A 16629-nucleotide genomic window follows, 5' to 3' on the forward strand; every position below is an offset into this window, starting at 1 on the left:
CGGAGGCCCGGCGCGGGCGGGAGGTGACCCGCCGTCAGCTCAGCAGACGGCCGAGGTACCCGGCGGCGGCGATCGTCCCGGTGAGGAAGCAGTACGCCCTGGCGAAGCGGGCCAGGCGGGGGTCATGGAGGAATGCGCCACGGGCGGGCGCGAACAGGCGGATGCCTCGGCGCAGCGAACCGCCGAGGCCGGCGCCGAGGCCCAGCAGGCCGAGAGCGATCAGCGCGCCCCGCCCCGCGTAGTTGCGGAAGGAAACGGCGGTGCAGGTGCCGTCGGCGGCGCAGCGGACGTTCACCACGGCGCCTGCGGCGAACTTCCGGGGCGCGTCGGACAGTTGCACGGGGGAACCGGCGACGGTGCCGTGGCAGGTGGTGATGACGAGGCGGAGGCCGCGGGCGGTGCCGCAGGAGGCGACAGTCATCGTCACCTCGGGCCGGCGGCGGGCGTCCGACAGCTCCTTGAACAGGGACACGCCGGTCACCAGGAGGGCCGCGCCGACGGCGGCCAGGACCAGCGTCGCCAGGAGGCCGACCACGTTCGACCGGACCGACCTGCGCCGGCGCGCTTCGGCGTGCTGTTCCTGGGACATGACGGTCCCTCACCTTCCTTTCTGCGGCTGCGCAGGCACAACCTACCGCCTCGAACGAGGAGCGCTGCGAGGGCTTCCCAGGATACCCCCAGGGGGTATACGTTTCAGTCATTGCGAGGGCGGGAACCCCCGGCAGCGCAGTAACCACTCAAGGAGATGTCATGAGCAGCCACGCCGGACACGACCGCCACGCCACGCACGACCACGCTGTCCACAACCACGCTGCCCACAACCACGGCGGCGCCCGGGCCGGGGGCCTGTCGGTGTCCGAGAGCGGGTACACCCTGGAGCTCGACGCGACGATCCTCGGCGCCGGTCCGCAGACCATCACCTTCCGGGTGACCGGCCCCGACGGGCGGCCGGTGACCGAGTTCGTGCCCGAGCACGAGAAGGAACTGCACTTCATCGCCGTACGGCGGGACACCACCGGGTTCCAGCACGTGCACCCGGTGCGGGACGACCACGGCGTCTGGACCACCGAACTGACCCTGACCCCGGGCGACTGGAAGTTCTTCACCGACATCCACCCGGCCGCCCACACGGGAACCCTGACGCTGGGCGCCGACGTCGCGGTGGCCGGCGCCTACGACCCGCGCCCGTTGCCGGAGGCCACCGGGGTCGCCCGGACCGGCGACTACGCGGTCACGCTCGACGGTGAACTCCTGGCCGGCGAGGCGAGCGAACTGACCCTCACCGTCAGCCGCGACGGACAGCCCGTCACCGACCTGGAGCCCTACCTGGCCGCCTACGGACACCTCGTGGCGCTGCGGGTCGGCGACCTCGGCTACCTCCACGTGCACCCGGAGGGCGCCCCCGGCGACGGCACCACTGCGCCCGGCCCGGAGATCTCCTTCATGGCCGTCGCGCCCTCGGCCGGCACCTACCGCCTGTTCCTGGACTTCCAGCACGCGGGCACCGTGCGGACCGCCGAGTTCACGGTGCGCACGGCCGCGAGGGCGACCGCCACCGCGGCGGAGCACGAGCACCACGGACAGCACGAGCACCACGGACAGCACGGACAGCACGGACAGCACGGCCACGAGGGTCACGAGGGCCACGAGGATCACGAAGGTCAGCACAGCCACCACTGATGGTGCGGAGTACGCACCCGCACGATCTCAAGGAAGGAGCAACAGAGTGCCCCGCCTCCCCGCCCTGACGCCCGACACGGCGGTCGGCGCCTCGCGCGACCTCCTCGCCGAGCTGGTCTCCCGGCACGGCAGCGTCGGCGACATGGTCTCCACCATGGCCCACTCGCCGGCCGTGCTGGGCGGTTATCTCCAGCTCAGCCGGGCCATGGGCCGCGCCAAACTCGACCGCAGGATCAGCGAACGAATCTCCGTCGCCGTACAGGTGCAACAAGGGTGCGGCCGCTGTCTCGACGCCCATGTCGGCGCCGCCCGCGCGCTGGGAGTGGACGAGGAGGAGATCGAGCGGGCCCGCAAGGGCACCTCGGCCGATCCCGCGATCGCGGCGATCATCGCCCTCGCCCTCCAGGTCCACCGCGAACCGGCGTCGATCACCGACGAACAGGTCACCGCGCTGCGCGCGCACGGGTACAGCGACCGCGCGATCGCCGACGTCGTCGGCGTTGTCGCGCTGAACGTCCTCACCGGTGCCTTCAACCTCCTCGCCGGCCTCACGCCGGGAAGCGAGCGTGACACCGGTGCGTAGCGAAGGCACCCCTGCCTGTATGCGCGGGGCACGGCCGCCGCCCGGGGCCGTGTCCGGCCGCATGAACCCGGAAGGAACCCGTCATGCGACTGTTCGCCATCCGCGACTACCGCCATCTGTTCGCCGCCCAGGTCATCGCGCTCTTCGGCACCGGGCTGACCACCGTGGCCCTCGGCCTGCTCGCCTACGACCTCGCCGGCCCCCGCGCGGGCGCGGCCGGGCTCGCCACCTGGGCCGGGACGGCGGTCATCTGGACCGCGACCGGGGTCGGCATGGCGCTGATCATCACCCCGACCGGCAAGGTCCTGCGCGCCTCGGTCGAACGCAGCGCGATCCCCGAGCTGTTCGCGGCCCAGTTCTCCCTGTCGCACCTGGCCTGGCTGATCACCTACCCGATCGCGGGCCGGCTCGGCACGATCGCCGGGTTCTCGCTCACCTGGAGCGTGCTGGCGGCCCTCGCCGCGACGGGAGCCACCGGCGCGCTCGTCCTGTGGCCGCGCCGCGACGGGCAGGCAGACGTGGTGGCACTCACCGGGCTCGCCGCCGGCAAGGACCCGTCCACCCTGGTCAAGGCCGCGTGAGGCCGGCCGCACCCGCACCGAGGAGATCGGGCCCGGACCGCCGCCGCGGTCCGGGCCCGCACCATGGCGGGCGGCCCGGTGCGGGGCGAACCGGTCGACGGCGTGCACGGTGGTGGCGGTCAGGCCGGCGCCCGCCATCAGAAGGCCGCCGAGGGTGAGGACGAGGACGTGGTGGCCCACGGCGAGGACGTCGCACACGCTCTCGCTGGTGCAGCAGACCTTCACCACCGTGCCGGCCGGGTACCGCCCCGGTGCCGAGCGCAACTGCCAACGCGCGCCGGTGACTTCGCTGCTCATCCCCCGAGCGTGCTGCGCCAGGTGCGGGTGCGCGGCCACAACCTGCGCCCGGGGACGAGGTGGTGGATAGGATCACCGGATGACCGAGTTCCGCATCGTGGAAGCAGTGGGGCTGTCGCCCGGCGAGACCTGGCGGCGCGTCACCGACTGGCCCCGGCACGGCGAGGCGGTGCCGTTCACCGTCGTCACCGGCGACGCCCGGACGGTGGTGGCGCGCACCGGGATCGGGCGGTTCGGGTTCGTGGACGTGATGGACGTCGAGCGGTGGGAGCCGCCACGGGGCAGTGACGGGATCGGCCGGTGCCGGCTGGTCAAGCGGGGGCCGGTGGTGACGGGGTGGGCCGAGATCGAAGTGCGGCCCTACCGGGGCGGCAGCGCCGTCCGGTGGCGGGAGGAGCTGCGGATCGCCGTGCTGCCCGGCGCGTTCGACCGGCCGACGGCGTGGTGCGGCCGGGTGGTGTTCCGGCGGGCGCTTCGCGCGCTGCTGCGCCGATGAGAAGGGCCCGGACCGCCGTCGCGGTCCGGGCCCGCTCGGTGACAGGCGTCAGATCAGGCCCTGGGCGAGCATCGCGTCGGCGACCAGCTCGAAGCCGGCGATGTTCGCGCCGACCACGTAGTTGCCGGGGCTGCCGTACTTCTCCGCCGTGGTGAAGCAGGAGTCGTGGATGTGCTTCATGATCTCGCCGAGGCGGTTCTCGGTGTGCTCGAAGGTCCACGAGTCGCGGGAGGCGTTCTGCTGCATCTCCAGCGCGGAGGTGGCGACACCGCCCGCGTTGGCGGCCTTGCCGGGCGCGAAGGCCACGCCGGCCTCCTGGAACACCCGTACCGCCTCCGGGGTGGTGGGCATGTTGGCGCCCTCGGCGACGGCCTTCACCCCGCCGCGGACCAGCGCGAGCGCGTCCGTCTCGTGCAGCTCGTTCTGGGTGGCGCAGGGCAGCGCCACGTCGCACGGGACGTTCCAGACGCCGGTGCCCGGCACGTACTTGACGTGCGGGCCGCGCGCCTCGGCGTAGTCGGAGACCCGGCCGCGACGGGTCTCCTTGACCTCCTTGAGCAGCGCCAGGTCGATGCCCTTCTCGTCCACCAGGTAGCCGGTCGAGTCGGAGCAGGTGACCACGGTCGCGCCCAGCTGCTGGGCCTTCTCGATCGCGTAGATCGCCACGTTGCCGGAGCCGGACACCACCACGCGCTGCCCGGCCAGGCTCTCGCCGCGCACCCGCAGCATCTCCTCGGTGAACATCACACAGCCGTAGCCGGTGGCCTCGGTACGCGCCTGCGCGCCGCCCCAGCCCAGGCCCTTTCCGGTCAGGACGCCGGACTCGTAGCGGTTGGTGATGCGCTTGTACTGGCCGAACAGGTAGCCGATCTCGCGGCCGCCGACGCCGATGTCACCGGCCGGGACGTCGGTGTACTCGCCGAGGTGGCGGTGCAGTTCGGTCATGAACGACTGGCAGAACCGCATGATCTCGGCGTCCGAGCGACCCTTGGGGTCGAAGTCGGAGCCGCCCTTGCCGCCGCCGATCGGCATGCCGGTCAGGGCGTTCTTGAAGATCTGCTCGAAGCCGAGGAACTTGACGATTCCGAGGTTGACGGAGGGGTGGAAGCGCAGTCCGCCCTTGTACGGGCCAAGAGCGCTGGAGAACTCCACCCGGAAGCCCCGGTTGACGTGGATGTCACCCTTGTCGTCGGACCACGGCACGCGGAAGATCAGCTGCCGCTCGGGCTCGCAGACCCGCTCGATGATCCGCGCGTCCACGAGTTCGGGGCGCCGCAGCAGAACCGGGCCGAGCGTTTCGAGGACCTCACGGACCGCCTGGTGGAACTCGTTCTCGCCCTGGTTGCGCCGCAGGACTTCCTGGTACAGCGGCTCGATCAGGCGGGCGCCGGCGTCGGTGGACGCGGCAGAGCTGTGGGTGGCCGGCATCAAGGCACAACCTTCCGTGAATCGGATGGCGCACGAGGACGCCCCCGCGACGGGGAGCGCCCTTGGTCCTCCTCGCCGTTGAGGATCGCCGCTCCGGCGTGCCTGACACGCGCCGTGCGACGGGGTGGGACCTATGGTCCACACCATTGTCACAGTGCTGACCTGTATTCATCGACAGCGTGTCCAGCATGTGAACACCTGATCAGGTGATTCCGGCCTCCCGGCGGGAACATCCACTCGACCTCAAAGATCCGGGAGTCGTCGTGCTCGTCGCCGATCAGTTCGCCGCCGATGCCGTGACCCGCCAAGTTCCCTCCCCGCTGCGTGTGTTCGGGGAGGGTACCGGGCGGGCCGGGCCGGCGGGGGGTCAGATGCGGGGTTGGAGCCACCAGGCGGTGGTGGCCGGGGGGAGGGTGTCAGGGGGGCAGGGGGTGGAGGAGAGGAGGGGGGTGCCGGTGACGGGAGCGGGGGCGGGGGTGGTGCCGAAGTTGGTGGCGACCACGATGCCGTCGCCGCGGGTGAAGGCGAGGACGTTGGGCGGGGTTTCCAGCCAGCGGAGGGTGCCCTCGCCGAGTTGGGGGAGCAGGCGGCGCAGGTGGAGGGCCTCGCGGTAGAGGTGGTAGGGGGAGGTGTGGTCGGTGAGGGCGCGCTCCGCGGTGTGGGCGGCGAAGGAGGGGGGCTGCGGCAGCCAGGTGGGGGCGGAGTCGGCGGGGCTGAAGCCGAACGGGGCCTCGGCGTGGGACCAGGGGAGCGGGACGCGGCAGCCGTCGCGGATGCCCTTGCGACTGCCGGTGCGGAAGAAGATCGGGTCGGTGATGACGTCGTCCGGCAGGTCGTCCACCTCCGGCAGTCCGAGTTCCTCGCCCTGGTACAGGTAGGCCGCGCCGGGCAGCGCCAGCATCAACAGGGCTGCGGCGCGGGCCCGTTCGGGGCTGCCGAAGCGGGTGGTGGTGCGGACCTGGTCGTGGTTGTTGAGCACCCAGGTGACGGTGGACCCGGTGGCGGTGATGTCGCGCACCGCCGCGTCGATCACCTGGTGGAAGTGCTCGCTGTCCCACGGCGCGTGCAGCAGGTGGAAGAAGAACGCCTGGTGGAGTTCGTCCGCCCGGACGTACTTGGCCTGTTCGGCGGGTGTCGGCACGGACGCCTCGCCGACCAGCAGCCGCTGCCGTCCGTCGAGCGCCGTGTACTCCTCGCAGATCGCCCGCCAGGCCCGCCAGATGTCGTGCACCTCGGGCTGGTTCCAGGCCAGCGGGTTGACCGAGTCGCGGGTGCGCTCGTCGGCCTCCGGGTCGGGGGAGTCGGGCAGTTCGGGGTGCTTGAAGAGGCCGGCGGCGACGTCGATGCGGAAGCCGTCCACGCCGCGGTCCAGCCAGAAGCGCAGGACCTTCTCGAACTCGGCGGGCACCTCGGGGTTGCGCCAGTTCAGGTCCGGCTGCTCGGGGGTGAACATGTGCAGGTACCACTGGCCGGCGGTGCCGTCCGGTTCGGTGATCCGGCTCCAGGCGGGGCCGCCGAACATCGCACGCCAGTTGTTGGGCGGCAGTTCGCCGTCCGTGCCGCGGCCGTCCGCGAAGTGGAAGCGTGCCCGCTCGGGGCTGTCGGGGGCGGCGAGCAACGCGTCCTGGAACCACGGGTGTTCGGTGGAGCAGTGGTTGGGCACCGTGTCCAGGACCAGGCGCAGGCCGAGCTTGCGGCAGTCCTCGACCAGCAGGTCGAAGTCCTCCAGGGTGCCGAACATCGGGTCGACGCCCTTGTAGTCCGCCACGTCGTAGCCGTGGTCGTGCTGCGGCGACGGGTAGAACGGGTTCAGCCAGACCCCGTCCACGCCCAGGCGCTTCAGGTACGGCAGGCGGGCCCGCACGCCCGGCAGGTCGCCGAGGCCGTCGCCGTTGGAGTCCTGGAAGCTGCGCACGTACACCTGATAGATCACCGCGTCGCGCCACCACAGCGCGTCGGGCGCGCCCGGTGCCGTCTGTTCGGCCGGGAGTCGGCGTTCCGCGGGGGCTTCGGCGGACGGGCCGGGGACCTGGGCGGGGCGCGGCGGATCGCCGGGGACGACGGACGTGATCATGCGTCACCTTCACGGGAGCGCGCGAGGGAGGTCGCGCTGGCAGGCGTGGGAACCGGCTGACAGGCCGTCAGTTCCTCGGGGATACCTGCATGTTAGGTATACGCCAAAGAGTGTGTCCAGGAGACTGGGGGGACGTCTGTCACTTCCTGCGCCACAGGGTGCCACCACTTGGCGGGTTTCGGGTCGGGTTCCGGACGAATAACCGGGCGCGCTCGGGGGTAGGGCACGCCCAGGAGCGCCGCCCGGCGCGCGGCCGAACACGGTACGACCGCCCGGCGCACCCCCCCCCGAAGTTCAAGGAGGCATCCGCGTGCGGCTACCCCTGCTCGCACTGCTCGCCATGGGCCCCGCGCACGGCTACCAGCTCCGCCGCGCCCTGGAGAACACCTTCGGCCCGGCCTGGCCGCGCACCAATGACGGGCAGGTGTACATCACCCTGGGCCGGCTGGAGAAGTCCGGCCTGATCGAGGGGCAGGACGTCGCCCAGGACGGCCGCCCCGCCAAGCGGGTCTTCGCGCTGACCGAGGCCGGGCGGCGCGAGCTCGCCGACTGGTTCGCCCGGCCGTCCGAGGGCGCCAAGGTCCGCGAGGAGTTCTTCCTGAAACTCGTGCTCGCCCCGCAGACCCGGCTCGCCGACCGGCGCACCCTGATCGACCTCCAGCGCTCGCACTGCCTGGCCACCCTGCGCGGCCTGAACGCCAGCGCCGACCGGTCCCGCGAACACGGCGCCTCCCGGCTGCTGATCGAGGGCGCGGTGCTGCAACTCAAGGCCGAGCTGGACTGGTTGGAGCGCTGCCAGCAGGAGTTCACGTAGCGGGCCCCGCGACCCCGGCCGCCATGCCGGCCAGCATCCAGTCCAGGGCGCGGTGGAAATCCCGTTCGCGCAGCAGCTTTTCGGGTTCCTCCGGCCGCTCCAGCAGCGCGCCCGACTCGGCGATCTCCGGAACCCCCCGCACCGCCTCGGTGATCTCCTCGATCAGCCCGTCGGTGGTGGTGCCGACCGCGGCCGCCTTCTCCTGCCAGTTGACCTCGATGGCAGTGAAGCCGTACGTGTACTGGAAGATCGCCGACAGGGCGGCCACCGCGTCGGACTCCGGCAGCGGCGAGTTGCGCGCCACCTCCACGGCGCAGGCGGAGTAGCGGACCGAGTTCGGCCCGATGTTCAGGTAGTCGTTGTAGATCCGCACCGCCCACGGGTGCGCCAGCATCGTCGCCCGCCAGGTGGCCGCCAGCGCCCGCAGGCCGTCCTGCCAGCCGAGCCCGTCGCCGGGCCGGGGCAGCTCCATCTCGCCCGCCACCACGTCCAGCGCCAGCTCCAGCAGGTCGTCCTTGTCGGCGACGTACCAGTACAGCGACATCGGCGTGACGTCGAGCCGGGCCGCCAGCGCGCGCATCGAGAACTTCGCCTCGCCCTGCTCGTCCAGCAGCCGCACCGCCGCCGCCACGATCACCTCGCGGTCCAGGCCGCCCGCGCCGCCCGCGGCCGCCCCCGCCGCGCGGGTGCCCCGGCGGCCCCGGGCGGGCTGCGGGGTGAGCCAGACGCTCTTCTTGACCTGTGAGGCGCGCTTGACGGCCACGCTGCTCCTTCGCGTTCGGGGGGCCGGGCTTGACGGCCCCCACCGTACGCGTTCGGGCCCGCGCGCGGTGCGCGGACCCGGGTGCTCGGTGCTGCTAAGCCGCAGGTGAGGGCTCCGGCGCCGGGGCGGGCGCGGTCGACAGCTGCGCGCGGCGCAGCAGCGCCGCCGAGATCAGGCCGCCGAGCAGGATCGCGGCCGCGCCGATCAGCTGGCTGGAGGTCAGTCCGTCGGAGAACGCCGTCCGCACCGCGGCGCGGACGCCGTCGTCGGGCGCGGCGGCCAGTGCGTCCGGCAGCGACTTCGCGGCCGAGTCGGGCACCTGGGCGGGCAGGCCCGCCGCGAAGCGCGAGCCGAGCACCGCGCCCAGCACGGCCACGCCGAGGCCGCCGCCGAACTCGGTCGCGGTGCCCTGGACGCCCGCTCCCGCGCCCGCCCGCTCCGGCGGGATCGCGCCCATCAGGGCCGAGGCCATCGCCGGGTTGGCGACCGCGATGCCCGCGCCCATCAGCAGCAGGCCCGCGAGCAGGCCGGTGTACCCGTGCGCCGAGCCCGTCACGGCGATCAGCGCGAGGCCGCCGGACAGCAGCGCCATGCCGAGGGCGACCGCCCCCGCGAAGCCGAGCTTCGGCAGCAGCCGGGCGCCGACACCCGTCAGGTTGAGCACCACGATCACCAGCGCCAGCGGGGTCATCCGCAGGCCGGCCTCCAACGGGCGGTAGCCGAGCACCAGTTGCAGGTACTGGGTGAGCAGGAACAGCGAGCCCGCCATGCCGAAGGCGACCAGCACGCCGCCCGCGGCCGCGCCGTTGAACTGGCGGTTGCGGAAGAAGCCCATGTCCAGCATCGGCGTCGGAGTGTGGAACTCCCAGGCCACGAAGCCGGACAGGGCGGCCACGCCGACCGCCGCGGACAGCAGCACCTTGGCCGAGCCCCAGCCGTCCACCGGGCCGGAGATGATCGCGAACACCACGCCGACCATGCCGATGGTGGACAGCACCGCGCCCGGAATGTCGGGCCGGCGCCCGGCCGGGTCGCGGCTCTCCGGCAGCAGGCGGGCCACCGCGAACAGGCCGATCAGCGCCACCGGAAGGTTGATCAGGAAGATCGAGCCCCACCAGAAGTGCGCCAGCAGGACGCCGCCGAGCAGCGGGCCGCCCGCGAAGCCCAGCGAGCTGACGGCGCCCCAGACGCCGATCGCCTTGGGCACCTCCTCGCCCTGGAAGACCTGCATCACCACGGCGAGCGTGGTGGTCATCAGCAGGGCGCCGCCGATGCCCATGCCGGCCCGGGCGGCGATCAGCTGGCCGGTGGACTGGGCGAAGGCGGCCGTGGCGGAGCCGAGACCGAACAGCGCCAGCCCGGCCAGCAGGGCGCGCTTGCGCCCGTACCGGTCGGCGAGGCTGCCGGCCGTCAGCAGCAGGCCGGACTGCACCAGCGAGTAGGCGTTGATCATCCACTGGATATCGGCCGTGCCCGCGCCCAACTCCTCGGTCAGCGACGGGATCGCGACGTTCAGCACGGTGTTGTCGAGCAGGACCACCAGGGTGGCGAGACACACCACCGCCAGGATCACCCAGCGGCGCGGGTGCGGGGTGGTCGCAGGGACGGACGTTTGTGACAAGAGGGCTCCCCCAAGCGGACGCGGACGAAGGCACCCGGTGGTGGCCGGGCGTTCCTTGTACACCGTAGAGGAATCCTTCTACGGTGTACAACGACTATGCGTGACGGGGGGTCGGGAGGGTTGACGGCTAACGCTAATAGCCTTAGCTTCGGATGGGTGGAGCGGCGGAAGGAGCAGTGGCCGTGGGGGAGTTGACGGACCGGCGGCAGGCCGGGCCCGGCCCGGTGAGCCGGCTCGGGTGGGCGGCCCTGGCGCTGTGCTCGGCCGCCTTCGCGGTCTTCGAGGCCGCGGTGCACGGCTGGTGGACGGGCCTGGCGGGCGCCGCGCTGCTCGTCGTCCCGCTACTGGTGCGCCGTGCCACCCGCCGCGCGCTGCCGCCGATCGTCGTGCTGGTCGCCTACAGCCTCTCGCCGCTGGACCAGCCGTGGATCTTCACCGCCGCCCTCGGGTGGCTCACCGCCGTCGCGGTCAGACGTGCCAGCGCTGGTCGGCCGCGTCGTTGCAGTACCACTGAATGATCGGGGTGCGGTTCGCGGAGTTGCCGCCCTGCACACTGACGCACAGGCCCGAGTTCTTGTTCTTGAAGCGCATGTTCGAGCTGTCGATCATGTAGTTGTCGATGTAGAAAGTCTGGTTCGCCCCGCCGTGGCACTCCCACTGGCCGAGCTGCGCGCCCGGCTGGGTGGTCCAGCCCGGCGCCTCCAGGCACAGGCCCCAGCGGTTCACGATCTCGCAGGCGCCGCCGCCCGTGTTCTCGAACGTCCACTGCTGGTCGTTGTTGCCGTTGCAGTCCCATTCGAACGCCGGGAGGCCGTTGCCGTCGCCTCCGCCGTCCAGCGCCAGGCACTTGTTGGTGGCGTTGCTCTTCAGGTTCCCCTGGAAGTCGCTGGCGGCCGAGGCGGAGCCCGCCGAGGTCAGCGAGAGCGTCACGGTCAGCGCGGTGACGGCGCCGGCGGCGGTGAGCAGACGGCCGAGGCCGGTCCTGCGGGTCATGGATCCTCCAGATCAGTGCTGCTGGTGCGGTGCCCCGGGTGTGACGTCCGGGCGCGGCGCCCCGGTGCGTGCCCCGGGTGCGGTGCCCCGTCAACCTAGGCCGACGCCGCGGCCGGCCGGGTGTGACGGTGCCCAGCGAGCCCGGCCGGACGGTGTCGAACTGCACACCGAGCGTGTTGATCTTCCGCGCGGGGCGCGGATAGCCTGGGGACGAATCGACTTCGGATGTCACTCGGGGGAAGCGGCATGCGCGAGACGCCCCCGCCGGGAAGTCGGACCGCCCAGCGCCTGCGCCGCGCCGACGACGTCCTCGACCTCCAGGCCGCCGGCCGCCGCGGCGGCACCCCCGCCGTCCTGCGCCGACTCGCCGCCCGCGCCCGGGTCGGCGTCCTGCTGCTGCACCCCACCGGCACCGACGCCAGCCCGCCGCCCGCACCCGTCGGCACCGCCGAACGCGCCCTGGCCCGCAGCGCCGTCCGCGAAGCCGTCACCCGCGGCACCGGCTCCGCCGCCCTCGGACAGGCCACCCTGACCTGCCTGGTCGTCACCCTGCCCGGCCCGCCCGGCACCCGGCCGCCCGTCCTCGCCGCCGTCGCACCCCGACCCGCCCCGCCCGACCTTCCCGTGCTGCTCGCCGACGCCGCCACCGTCCTCAGCCTCACCTGGGACGCCGAACGCGGCCGCCGACAGGCCCACCGGGCGCAACTCGCCGCCACCGGCACCCGCGAAGCCGTCCTGCACCTGCTGATGGACGGCCAGGTCGCCGTCGCCCGGCGGCTCGCCCGCACCCTGCGCCGCGAACTGCCCGACACCGTACGGATGTACGCCGTCGAAGGACCCGCCGCCGCCCGCCGGGACGCCGCCGACTGGGCCGCCGAAGGCGCCGCCTGGGTCGGCCGCGAACCCGGAGGCGCCCACCGCACCCTCGTCCTGGAACCCGCCGCCGGCACCCGCCGGCTCGCCGCCTGGCTGCACCACCCCGCCGTCGCCGACACCTGCCACGTCGGCATCAGCGACCCCGTCCCGCTGCGCGACCCCGCCCTCGCCCACCACCAGGCCCGCCAGGCCCTCACTGCCGCCCGCCGACACCCCGAACGCCGCGCCGCCCACGCCCGACCCGGCGACCTCGCACCCGTCCTCGGCCCGGACGGCGCCGCCTGGGCCGCCGCCACCCTCGCCCCCCTGCACACCCACCGACCCGCCCGCCCCCAGGACCCCGACGGCCCCGCCCTGCTCGCCACCGCCGCCGCCTGGCTGCACCACCCCACCGACGCCGCCGCCCGCCTCGGCATCCACCGCAACACCCTCGCCGCCCGCCTCGCCCACCTCCACCACCGCCTCGGCCTCGACCCGCACCGCCTCGCCGGCCGGGCCACCCTGGCCCTGGCCCTGCGGATAGGCACTGACGGTCAGTCAAGTGACTTTGGCGGCACCGGACTTGACACGATCCTGGGCCGGCCCCAGGTGATCGACTGGGCCCTGAGCAGACTCCACCCGCTGCACGCCCCCGACGCCCCGACCGCGCTGGCGGACACCCTCAAGCGCTGGCTGCGACACGACGCCCGGATCGGCCCCACCGCACAGGAGACGGGCCTCTCACCGTCGGCAATCCGCAAACGCCTCGGCCGGATCGAAACCCTGCTCAACTGCGCACTGCTGCGCCCGCCGAGCGCCGTCCACGACCTGTGGCTCGCCAACCGCGCCCTGGAACGGGCCGACCGCCCTTCGTGAGCGGCCCGTGTCGGCCCGGGGTCAATTGGCGGAACCGGCAAGCGGCGCGCCGAGCGGGGTGCTTAGCGTGGCCTGCCGGGGGGCAGTTCATCGCACGTTCACGGGTCGGGACCGCCGGTTGCGCAGGTCCGGCCCGCTCCTCAGGAGGCAGTACATGAGACTTCGGGCATGTTTGAGCGCGCTGGCGACCGCCGCGCTGACCGTCGGCCTGACCGCCGCTGTGCCCTCGACCCACGGGACCGGCCCGCGGCCGTTCCTGGACCGGCTGAACACCGTCACCCTCGTCGCGTCCACCGTGCCGGCGAACGGCGACCAGAACCCGTACGGCACGTTCACGATCAAGGAGAGCGTCGGGGACCTGCACCGCGGCAGCGTCCTGGTCAGCAACTTCAACAACTCGGCCAACCTGCAGGGCACCGGCACCACCCTGGTGCAGGTCGCTCCGAACGGCGCCGTCACCACCTTCGCCACCATCGACCCGAGCCATCTGCCCGGCCCCTGCCCCGGCGGCGTCGGCCTCACCACCGCGCTCACCGTGCTGCCCGGCGGCTGGGTCGTGGTCGGCAGCCTGCCCACCGCCGACGGCACGGCCGACACCGCCCAGGCCGGCTGCCTGCTGGTGCTCGACCGGCACGGCACCGTCCGTGAGACGATCGTCGGCGGCGGCATCAACGGCCCCTGGGACATGACCGCCGTCAGCCACGGCCGGCACAGCGAACTGTTCGTCACCAACGTGCTCAACGGCACCGTCGCCGCGGGCGGCGCGGAGATCGACGCGGGCACCGTGCTGCGGATCACCCTGAGCATGAACGGCGACCAGCCGCCGCAGCGGGAGAACACCACCGTGATCGGCTCCGGCTTCCCCGAACGGACGGACCCCGCCGCGCTGGTGGTCGGCCCGACCGGCGTCGGCCTCGGACACGACGGCACGCTCTACGTCGCCGACACGGTGCTGAGCCGGATCACCGCCATCCCGCGCGCGCTCACCCGCGACAACAGCGCCGGCATCGGGCGGGTCATCAGCTCCGGCGGGAACCTCAACGGCCCGCTGGGCATGGCCGTCACACCCAAGGGTGACCTGCTGACCGTCAACGGCCAGGACGGCAACATCGTCGAGACCACCCCCGGCGGGGAGCAGGTCGCGACCAAGCAGATCAACGACGAGGGCACCCCGCCCGGCGCGGGCGCGCTCTTCGGCCTCGCCCTGGACCTCGACTGCGACGCCGTCTACTTCGTCAACGACGCCGACAACACACTGGAGCTCCTGCACTGAGGCTGCCGGCGCCCGCTCAGGCGCCAGCTCAGGCGTGCGGCGACGGTCTCCACCGTTGCCGCGCGCCGAAGGAACTTCCGTGGTGCGGTGGGGCGTTGAGCCCGGCATGGTGGCATTGGTGGCGGTGATGGGCAGCCTGGTGTTCCCCGCGGCGCTGGTACTGCTGGGGTTCGCGGCCTCGGCGGCGCGACGCGCGGCGGTGCGGTGGACCGGCCCGGCGGAGGCCGGGCGCGGGGTCGGGGCACAGGCGGGGGAGGAGTTGCACGCGCTGCTGTACGCGGGCAAGCGGGTGCAGCTGGAGCAGCGGCGGATCGAGCTGGTACTGCGCGACGACGAGCACGACGGCGCGCCGCCGCGCACCGGGATCGACTTGGCGGCGGGGACAGCGCGGATCCGGCGGTAACCGGCGTGGTTCCGGGGTGAGTTGACGGTCGTGCCGGTGGTTGTCAGTGCACCGGGATCGACTTGGCGGCGGGGACAGCGCGGATCCGGCGGTAACGGGCGTCGTGCGGGGGCGAGTTGGCGGTCGTGCCGGTGGTTGTCAGTGCACCGGGATCGACTTGGCGGTGGGGACGGCGCGGATTCGGCGGTAACGGGCGTCGTGCGGGGGTGAGTTGACGGTCGTGCCGGTGGTTGTCAGTGCACCGGGATCGACTTGGCGGTGGGGACAGCGCGGATTCGGCGGTAACCGGCGTGGTTCCGGGGCGAGTTGACGGTCGTGCCGGTGGCCGTCAGTGCGCGGCGATCCGCAGGTGCAGGCGGCGCGGGCGCAGCACGGTGGCCAGCGGGACGGGCCGCAGGTCGGCGTCCGGCTCCGGGACGAGGCGCCGGCGGGAGAGCAGGGTGCCAGGACGAGGACGCGCTCGGTGCGGGCGAACAGGTCGCCCACGCACTTGCGGGCGCCCGTCCCGAACGGCAGGAACGCCCGCCTGGCCGCCCGGGTGACCCGCTCGGGCCGCCAGCGGTCGGGGTCGAACTGGGCCGGTGCCAGGTACGCGGCCGGGTGCCGGGACACCGCCGCCGGGGAGAACACCAGCGTGGTTCCCGCCGGGAGGGTGCGGCCCGCCAGGTCGGTGGGCGCGGTGGTCACCCGGGTGAACAGCCAGCCCGGCGGGTGCAGGCGCAGCGTCTCCGACACCACCCGGTCCACGGAGCCCAGGTGTGGCAGGTCCGCCCACCCCGGGGCGCGGCCGTCCGGCAGCACCTCCGCCAGTTCCGCCCGTACCTGCTCGGCCGCCGCCGGGTGCTGGGACAGCCACCACAACGCCCAGGTGAGGGTGGCCGCGACGGTCTCGGTGCCGGCCGCGAGCAGGGTGATCACCTGGTCGTGCACCTCGGTGTCGGTGAGCCGCGCCCCGTCGTCGTGGGCGGCGAGAAGTGCGGTCAGCAGGTCGGGTCCGGCGCCGAGGGTGTGGGGCGGTGCGGTGGGTGTGGGGCGGCGCCGAGGGTGTGGGGCGGCGCGGTGGGGTCGGGCTGGCGCGGTGGGGTCGGGCGGCGCGGTGGGGTTCGGCTGGGGGAGGTGCGAGCGGTAGGTGGCGATCAACTGCCGGGTGGCGTCGCGCAGATGGGACAGCGCCCGGCGGTAACGCAGGATGCCCGGCAGCGGCAGCTTGCGCACCTGCGCGGGCAGGAACATCTGCCGGAACACCCCGTTCAGCACGGTGTCGAACGCCTGCTCCACGCTGCGCGCCAGCTCCGCGTCGATCGCCGTCGCGCAGAGCGTCCGGCCCAGGGTGCGCAGCGCGATCCCGTGGAACGTGGGGAAGGCGTCGATCACCTTGCCCGGTTGCCACCCGCCCGTGGCGAACTCGATCTCGGCCTGCATGACGCGCGAATACCTGGCCAACTGCGGGCGGCGGAAGGCGGACTGGACCAGCCGGCGCTGGTGCGGGTGGTCGCGGTACGGGCAGTGACCAGGCCGTTGCCCGCCACGTCCCGCGCCCGGTCGTAGAACGCCCCGCCCTTGTCGAACAGCCGGTGGTCGGCCAGCATCTGGTTCAACAGGTCAGGATGGCACGGGACTTGAACGGTCATCGGGCCGAGCCGCACCGCCACCAAGTCGCCGTGCAGATGCAGCGAGGACAGGTACCCCGCCGACCCGCGCAGCAGCCGGTGCCCATGCCCGAGCAGCGGCAGGGCGCCCGGCGCGACGGCGGCGGAGTAGGGCGGGGGCTGCGACGGTTGCGGCATCTCTCCACGGTAGGCAGCCCAGGCGGGTGGCGGGCCGTGAGCTGCGGCTCGCCGCCACGGCGGGCCGGGCGGGCGGCGGGCGCGGCGAGGCGAGGGCGAACGTGG

17 protein-coding genes are annotated in these 16629 nt (G+C 73.3%); 9 read left to right on the top strand and 8 right to left on the bottom strand.

Annotated features, from left to right (window positions below; translation table 11 throughout):
- Positions 1–34: 34 nt before the first annotated feature.
- Complete coding sequence (locus ACFV18_RS14765) at positions 35–589, bottom strand: hypothetical protein (protein WP_380483056.1); 555 nt, start codon at positions 587–589, stop codon at positions 35–37.
- Positions 590–750: 161 nt separating this feature from the next.
- On the opposite strand from ACFV18_RS14765, the gene ACFV18_RS14770 reads away from it, so the two are divergent.
- The 4 genes from ACFV18_RS14770 to ACFV18_RS14785 all read left to right on the top strand — a co-directional run bounded on the left by ACFV18_RS14770 (position 751) and on the right by ACFV18_RS14785 (position 3637).
- A complete protein-coding gene (locus tag ACFV18_RS14770; RefSeq protein ID WP_380483058.1) occupies positions 751–1680 on the top strand; it encodes a hypothetical protein in 930 nt (309 codons plus the stop codon).
- 46 nt (positions 1681–1726) lie between these two features.
- Positions 1727–2263 (top strand): carboxymuconolactone decarboxylase family protein, encoded by a 537-nt coding sequence (locus ACFV18_RS14775; protein WP_380483060.1) that lies wholly within the window; start codon positions 1727–1729, stop codon positions 2261–2263.
- 83 nt (positions 2264–2346) lie between these two features.
- On the top strand, positions 2347–2844 hold the full coding sequence (locus tag ACFV18_RS14780) for a hypothetical protein (RefSeq protein ID WP_380483062.1): 498 nt from the start codon (positions 2347–2349) through the stop codon (positions 2842–2844).
- 376 nt (positions 2845–3220) lie between these two features.
- A complete protein-coding gene (locus ACFV18_RS14785; protein ID WP_380483064.1) occupies positions 3221–3637 on the top strand; it encodes an SRPBCC family protein in 417 nt (138 codons plus the stop codon).
- A 48-nt stretch (positions 3638–3685) separates the two neighbouring features.
- On the opposite strand, the gene gdhA is transcribed toward ACFV18_RS14785, so the two are convergent.
- Positions 3686–5065: an NADP-specific glutamate dehydrogenase gene (gene gdhA / locus ACFV18_RS14790; protein WP_380483066.1), complete on the bottom strand. Its 1380-nt coding sequence runs from the start codon at positions 5063–5065 to the stop codon at positions 3686–3688.
- A 367-nt stretch (positions 5066–5432) separates the two neighbouring features.
- The gene (locus ACFV18_RS14795; protein ID WP_380483067.1) at positions 5433–7139 is read right to left on the bottom strand and encodes an alpha-amylase family glycosyl hydrolase; all 1707 of its coding nucleotides are present in this window, start codon (positions 7137–7139) and stop codon (positions 5433–5435) included.
- Positions 7140–7449: 310 nt separating this feature from the next.
- On the opposite strand from ACFV18_RS14795, the gene ACFV18_RS14800 reads away from it, so the two are divergent.
- Positions 7450–7953 carry a helix-turn-helix transcriptional regulator gene (locus tag ACFV18_RS14800; RefSeq protein WP_380483069.1) on the top strand — a complete coding sequence of 168 codons (504 nt, stop codon included), beginning with the start codon at positions 7450–7452 and terminating at the stop codon, positions 7951–7953.
- Here the strand turns inward: ACFV18_RS14800 and ACFV18_RS14805 are convergent.
- Positions 7946–8716 (bottom strand): TetR/AcrR family transcriptional regulator, encoded by a 771-nt coding sequence (locus ACFV18_RS14805; RefSeq protein WP_380483071.1) that lies wholly within the window; start codon positions 8714–8716, stop codon positions 7946–7948. The genes ACFV18_RS14800 and ACFV18_RS14805 overlap by 8 nt on opposite strands.
- A gap of 94 nt (positions 8717–8810) precedes the next feature.
- A complete protein-coding gene (locus ACFV18_RS14810; RefSeq protein WP_380483073.1) occupies positions 8811–10337 on the bottom strand; it encodes an MFS transporter in 1527 nt (508 codons plus the stop codon).
- Positions 10338–10519: 182 nt separating this feature from the next.
- Here ACFV18_RS14810 and ACFV18_RS14815 point away from each other — a divergent pair, with 182 nt between their 5' ends.
- Positions 10520–10855 (top strand): hypothetical protein, encoded by a 336-nt coding sequence (locus ACFV18_RS14815; protein WP_380483075.1) that lies wholly within the window; start codon positions 10520–10522, stop codon positions 10853–10855.
- Here ACFV18_RS14815 and ACFV18_RS14820 read toward each other — a convergent pair.
- Positions 10806–11330 carry an RICIN domain-containing protein gene (locus ACFV18_RS14820; RefSeq protein WP_380483076.1) on the bottom strand — a complete coding sequence of 175 codons (525 nt, stop codon included), beginning with the start codon at positions 11328–11330 and terminating at the stop codon, positions 10806–10808. The genes ACFV18_RS14815 and ACFV18_RS14820 overlap by 50 nt on opposite strands.
- A 246-nt stretch (positions 11331–11576) precedes the next feature.
- Between ACFV18_RS14820 and ACFV18_RS14825 the strand changes: the two genes are divergently transcribed.
- The 3 genes from ACFV18_RS14825 (at position 11577) to ACFV18_RS14835 (ending at position 14737) form a co-directional block, all read left to right on the top strand.
- Positions 11577–13061, top strand: coding sequence for a helix-turn-helix domain-containing protein (locus tag ACFV18_RS14825; RefSeq protein WP_380483078.1), 1485 nt, complete (start codon positions 11577–11579; stop codon positions 13059–13061).
- A 154-nt stretch (positions 13062–13215) separates the two neighbouring features.
- Positions 13216–14334: a hypothetical protein gene (locus tag ACFV18_RS14830; protein WP_380483080.1), complete on the top strand. Its 1119-nt coding sequence runs from the start codon at positions 13216–13218 to the stop codon at positions 14332–14334.
- 82 nt (positions 14335–14416) lie between these two features.
- Complete coding sequence (locus ACFV18_RS14835) at positions 14417–14737, top strand: DUF6191 domain-containing protein (protein WP_380483082.1); 321 nt, start codon at positions 14417–14419, stop codon at positions 14735–14737.
- A gap of 138 nt (positions 14738–14875) precedes the next feature.
- Here ACFV18_RS14835 and ACFV18_RS14840 read toward each other — a convergent pair whose 3' ends face one another.
- On the bottom strand, positions 14876–16180 hold the full coding sequence (locus ACFV18_RS14840; protein ID WP_380483084.1) for a cytochrome P450: 1305 nt from the start codon (positions 16178–16180) through the stop codon (positions 14876–14878).
- Complete coding sequence (locus tag ACFV18_RS14845; protein ID WP_380483085.1) at positions 16108–16524, bottom strand: hypothetical protein; 417 nt, start codon at positions 16522–16524, stop codon at positions 16108–16110. Before ACFV18_RS14845 ends, ACFV18_RS14840 begins: the two co-directional genes overlap by 73 nt.
- Positions 16525–16629 lie beyond the last annotated feature (105 nt).

Source organism: Kitasatospora sp. NPDC059673 (genome assembly GCF_042734215.1).
In the GTDB taxonomy this organism is placed as follows: Bacteria; Actinomycetota; Actinomycetes; order Streptomycetales; family Streptomycetaceae; genus Kitasatospora.

Coding starts and splice junctions, on each gene's coding strand:
- ACFV18_RS14765 (WP_380483056.1), bottom strand. CDS start 589: ATGTCCCAGGAACAGCACGCCGAAGCGCGCCGGCGCAGGTCGGTCCGG.
- ACFV18_RS14770 (WP_380483058.1), top strand. CDS start 751: ATGAGCAGCCACGCCGGACACGACCGCCACGCCACGCACGACCACGCT.
- ACFV18_RS14780 (WP_380483062.1), top strand. CDS start 2,347: ATGCGACTGTTCGCCATCCGCGACTACCGCCATCTGTTCGCCGCCCAG.
- ACFV18_RS14785 (WP_380483064.1), top strand. CDS start 3,221: ATGACCGAGTTCCGCATCGTGGAAGCAGTGGGGCTGTCGCCCGGCGAG.
- gdhA (WP_380483066.1), bottom strand. CDS start 5,065: ATGCCGGCCACCCACAGCTCTGCCGCGTCCACCGACGCCGGCGCCCGC.
- ACFV18_RS14795 (WP_380483067.1), bottom strand. CDS start 7,139: ATGATCACGTCCGTCGTCCCCGGCGATCCGCCGCGCCCCGCCCAGGTC.
- ACFV18_RS14820 (WP_380483076.1), bottom strand. CDS start 11,330: ATGACCCGCAGGACCGGCCTCGGCCGTCTGCTCACCGCCGCCGGCGCC.
- ACFV18_RS14825 (WP_380483078.1), top strand. CDS start 11,577: ATGCGCGAGACGCCCCCGCCGGGAAGTCGGACCGCCCAGCGCCTGCGC.
- ACFV18_RS14830 (WP_380483080.1), top strand. CDS start 13,216: ATGAGACTTCGGGCATGTTTGAGCGCGCTGGCGACCGCCGCGCTGACC.
- ACFV18_RS14845 (WP_380483085.1), bottom strand. CDS start 16,524: ATGCCGCAACCGTCGCAGCCCCCGCCCTACTCCGCCGCCGTCGCGCCG.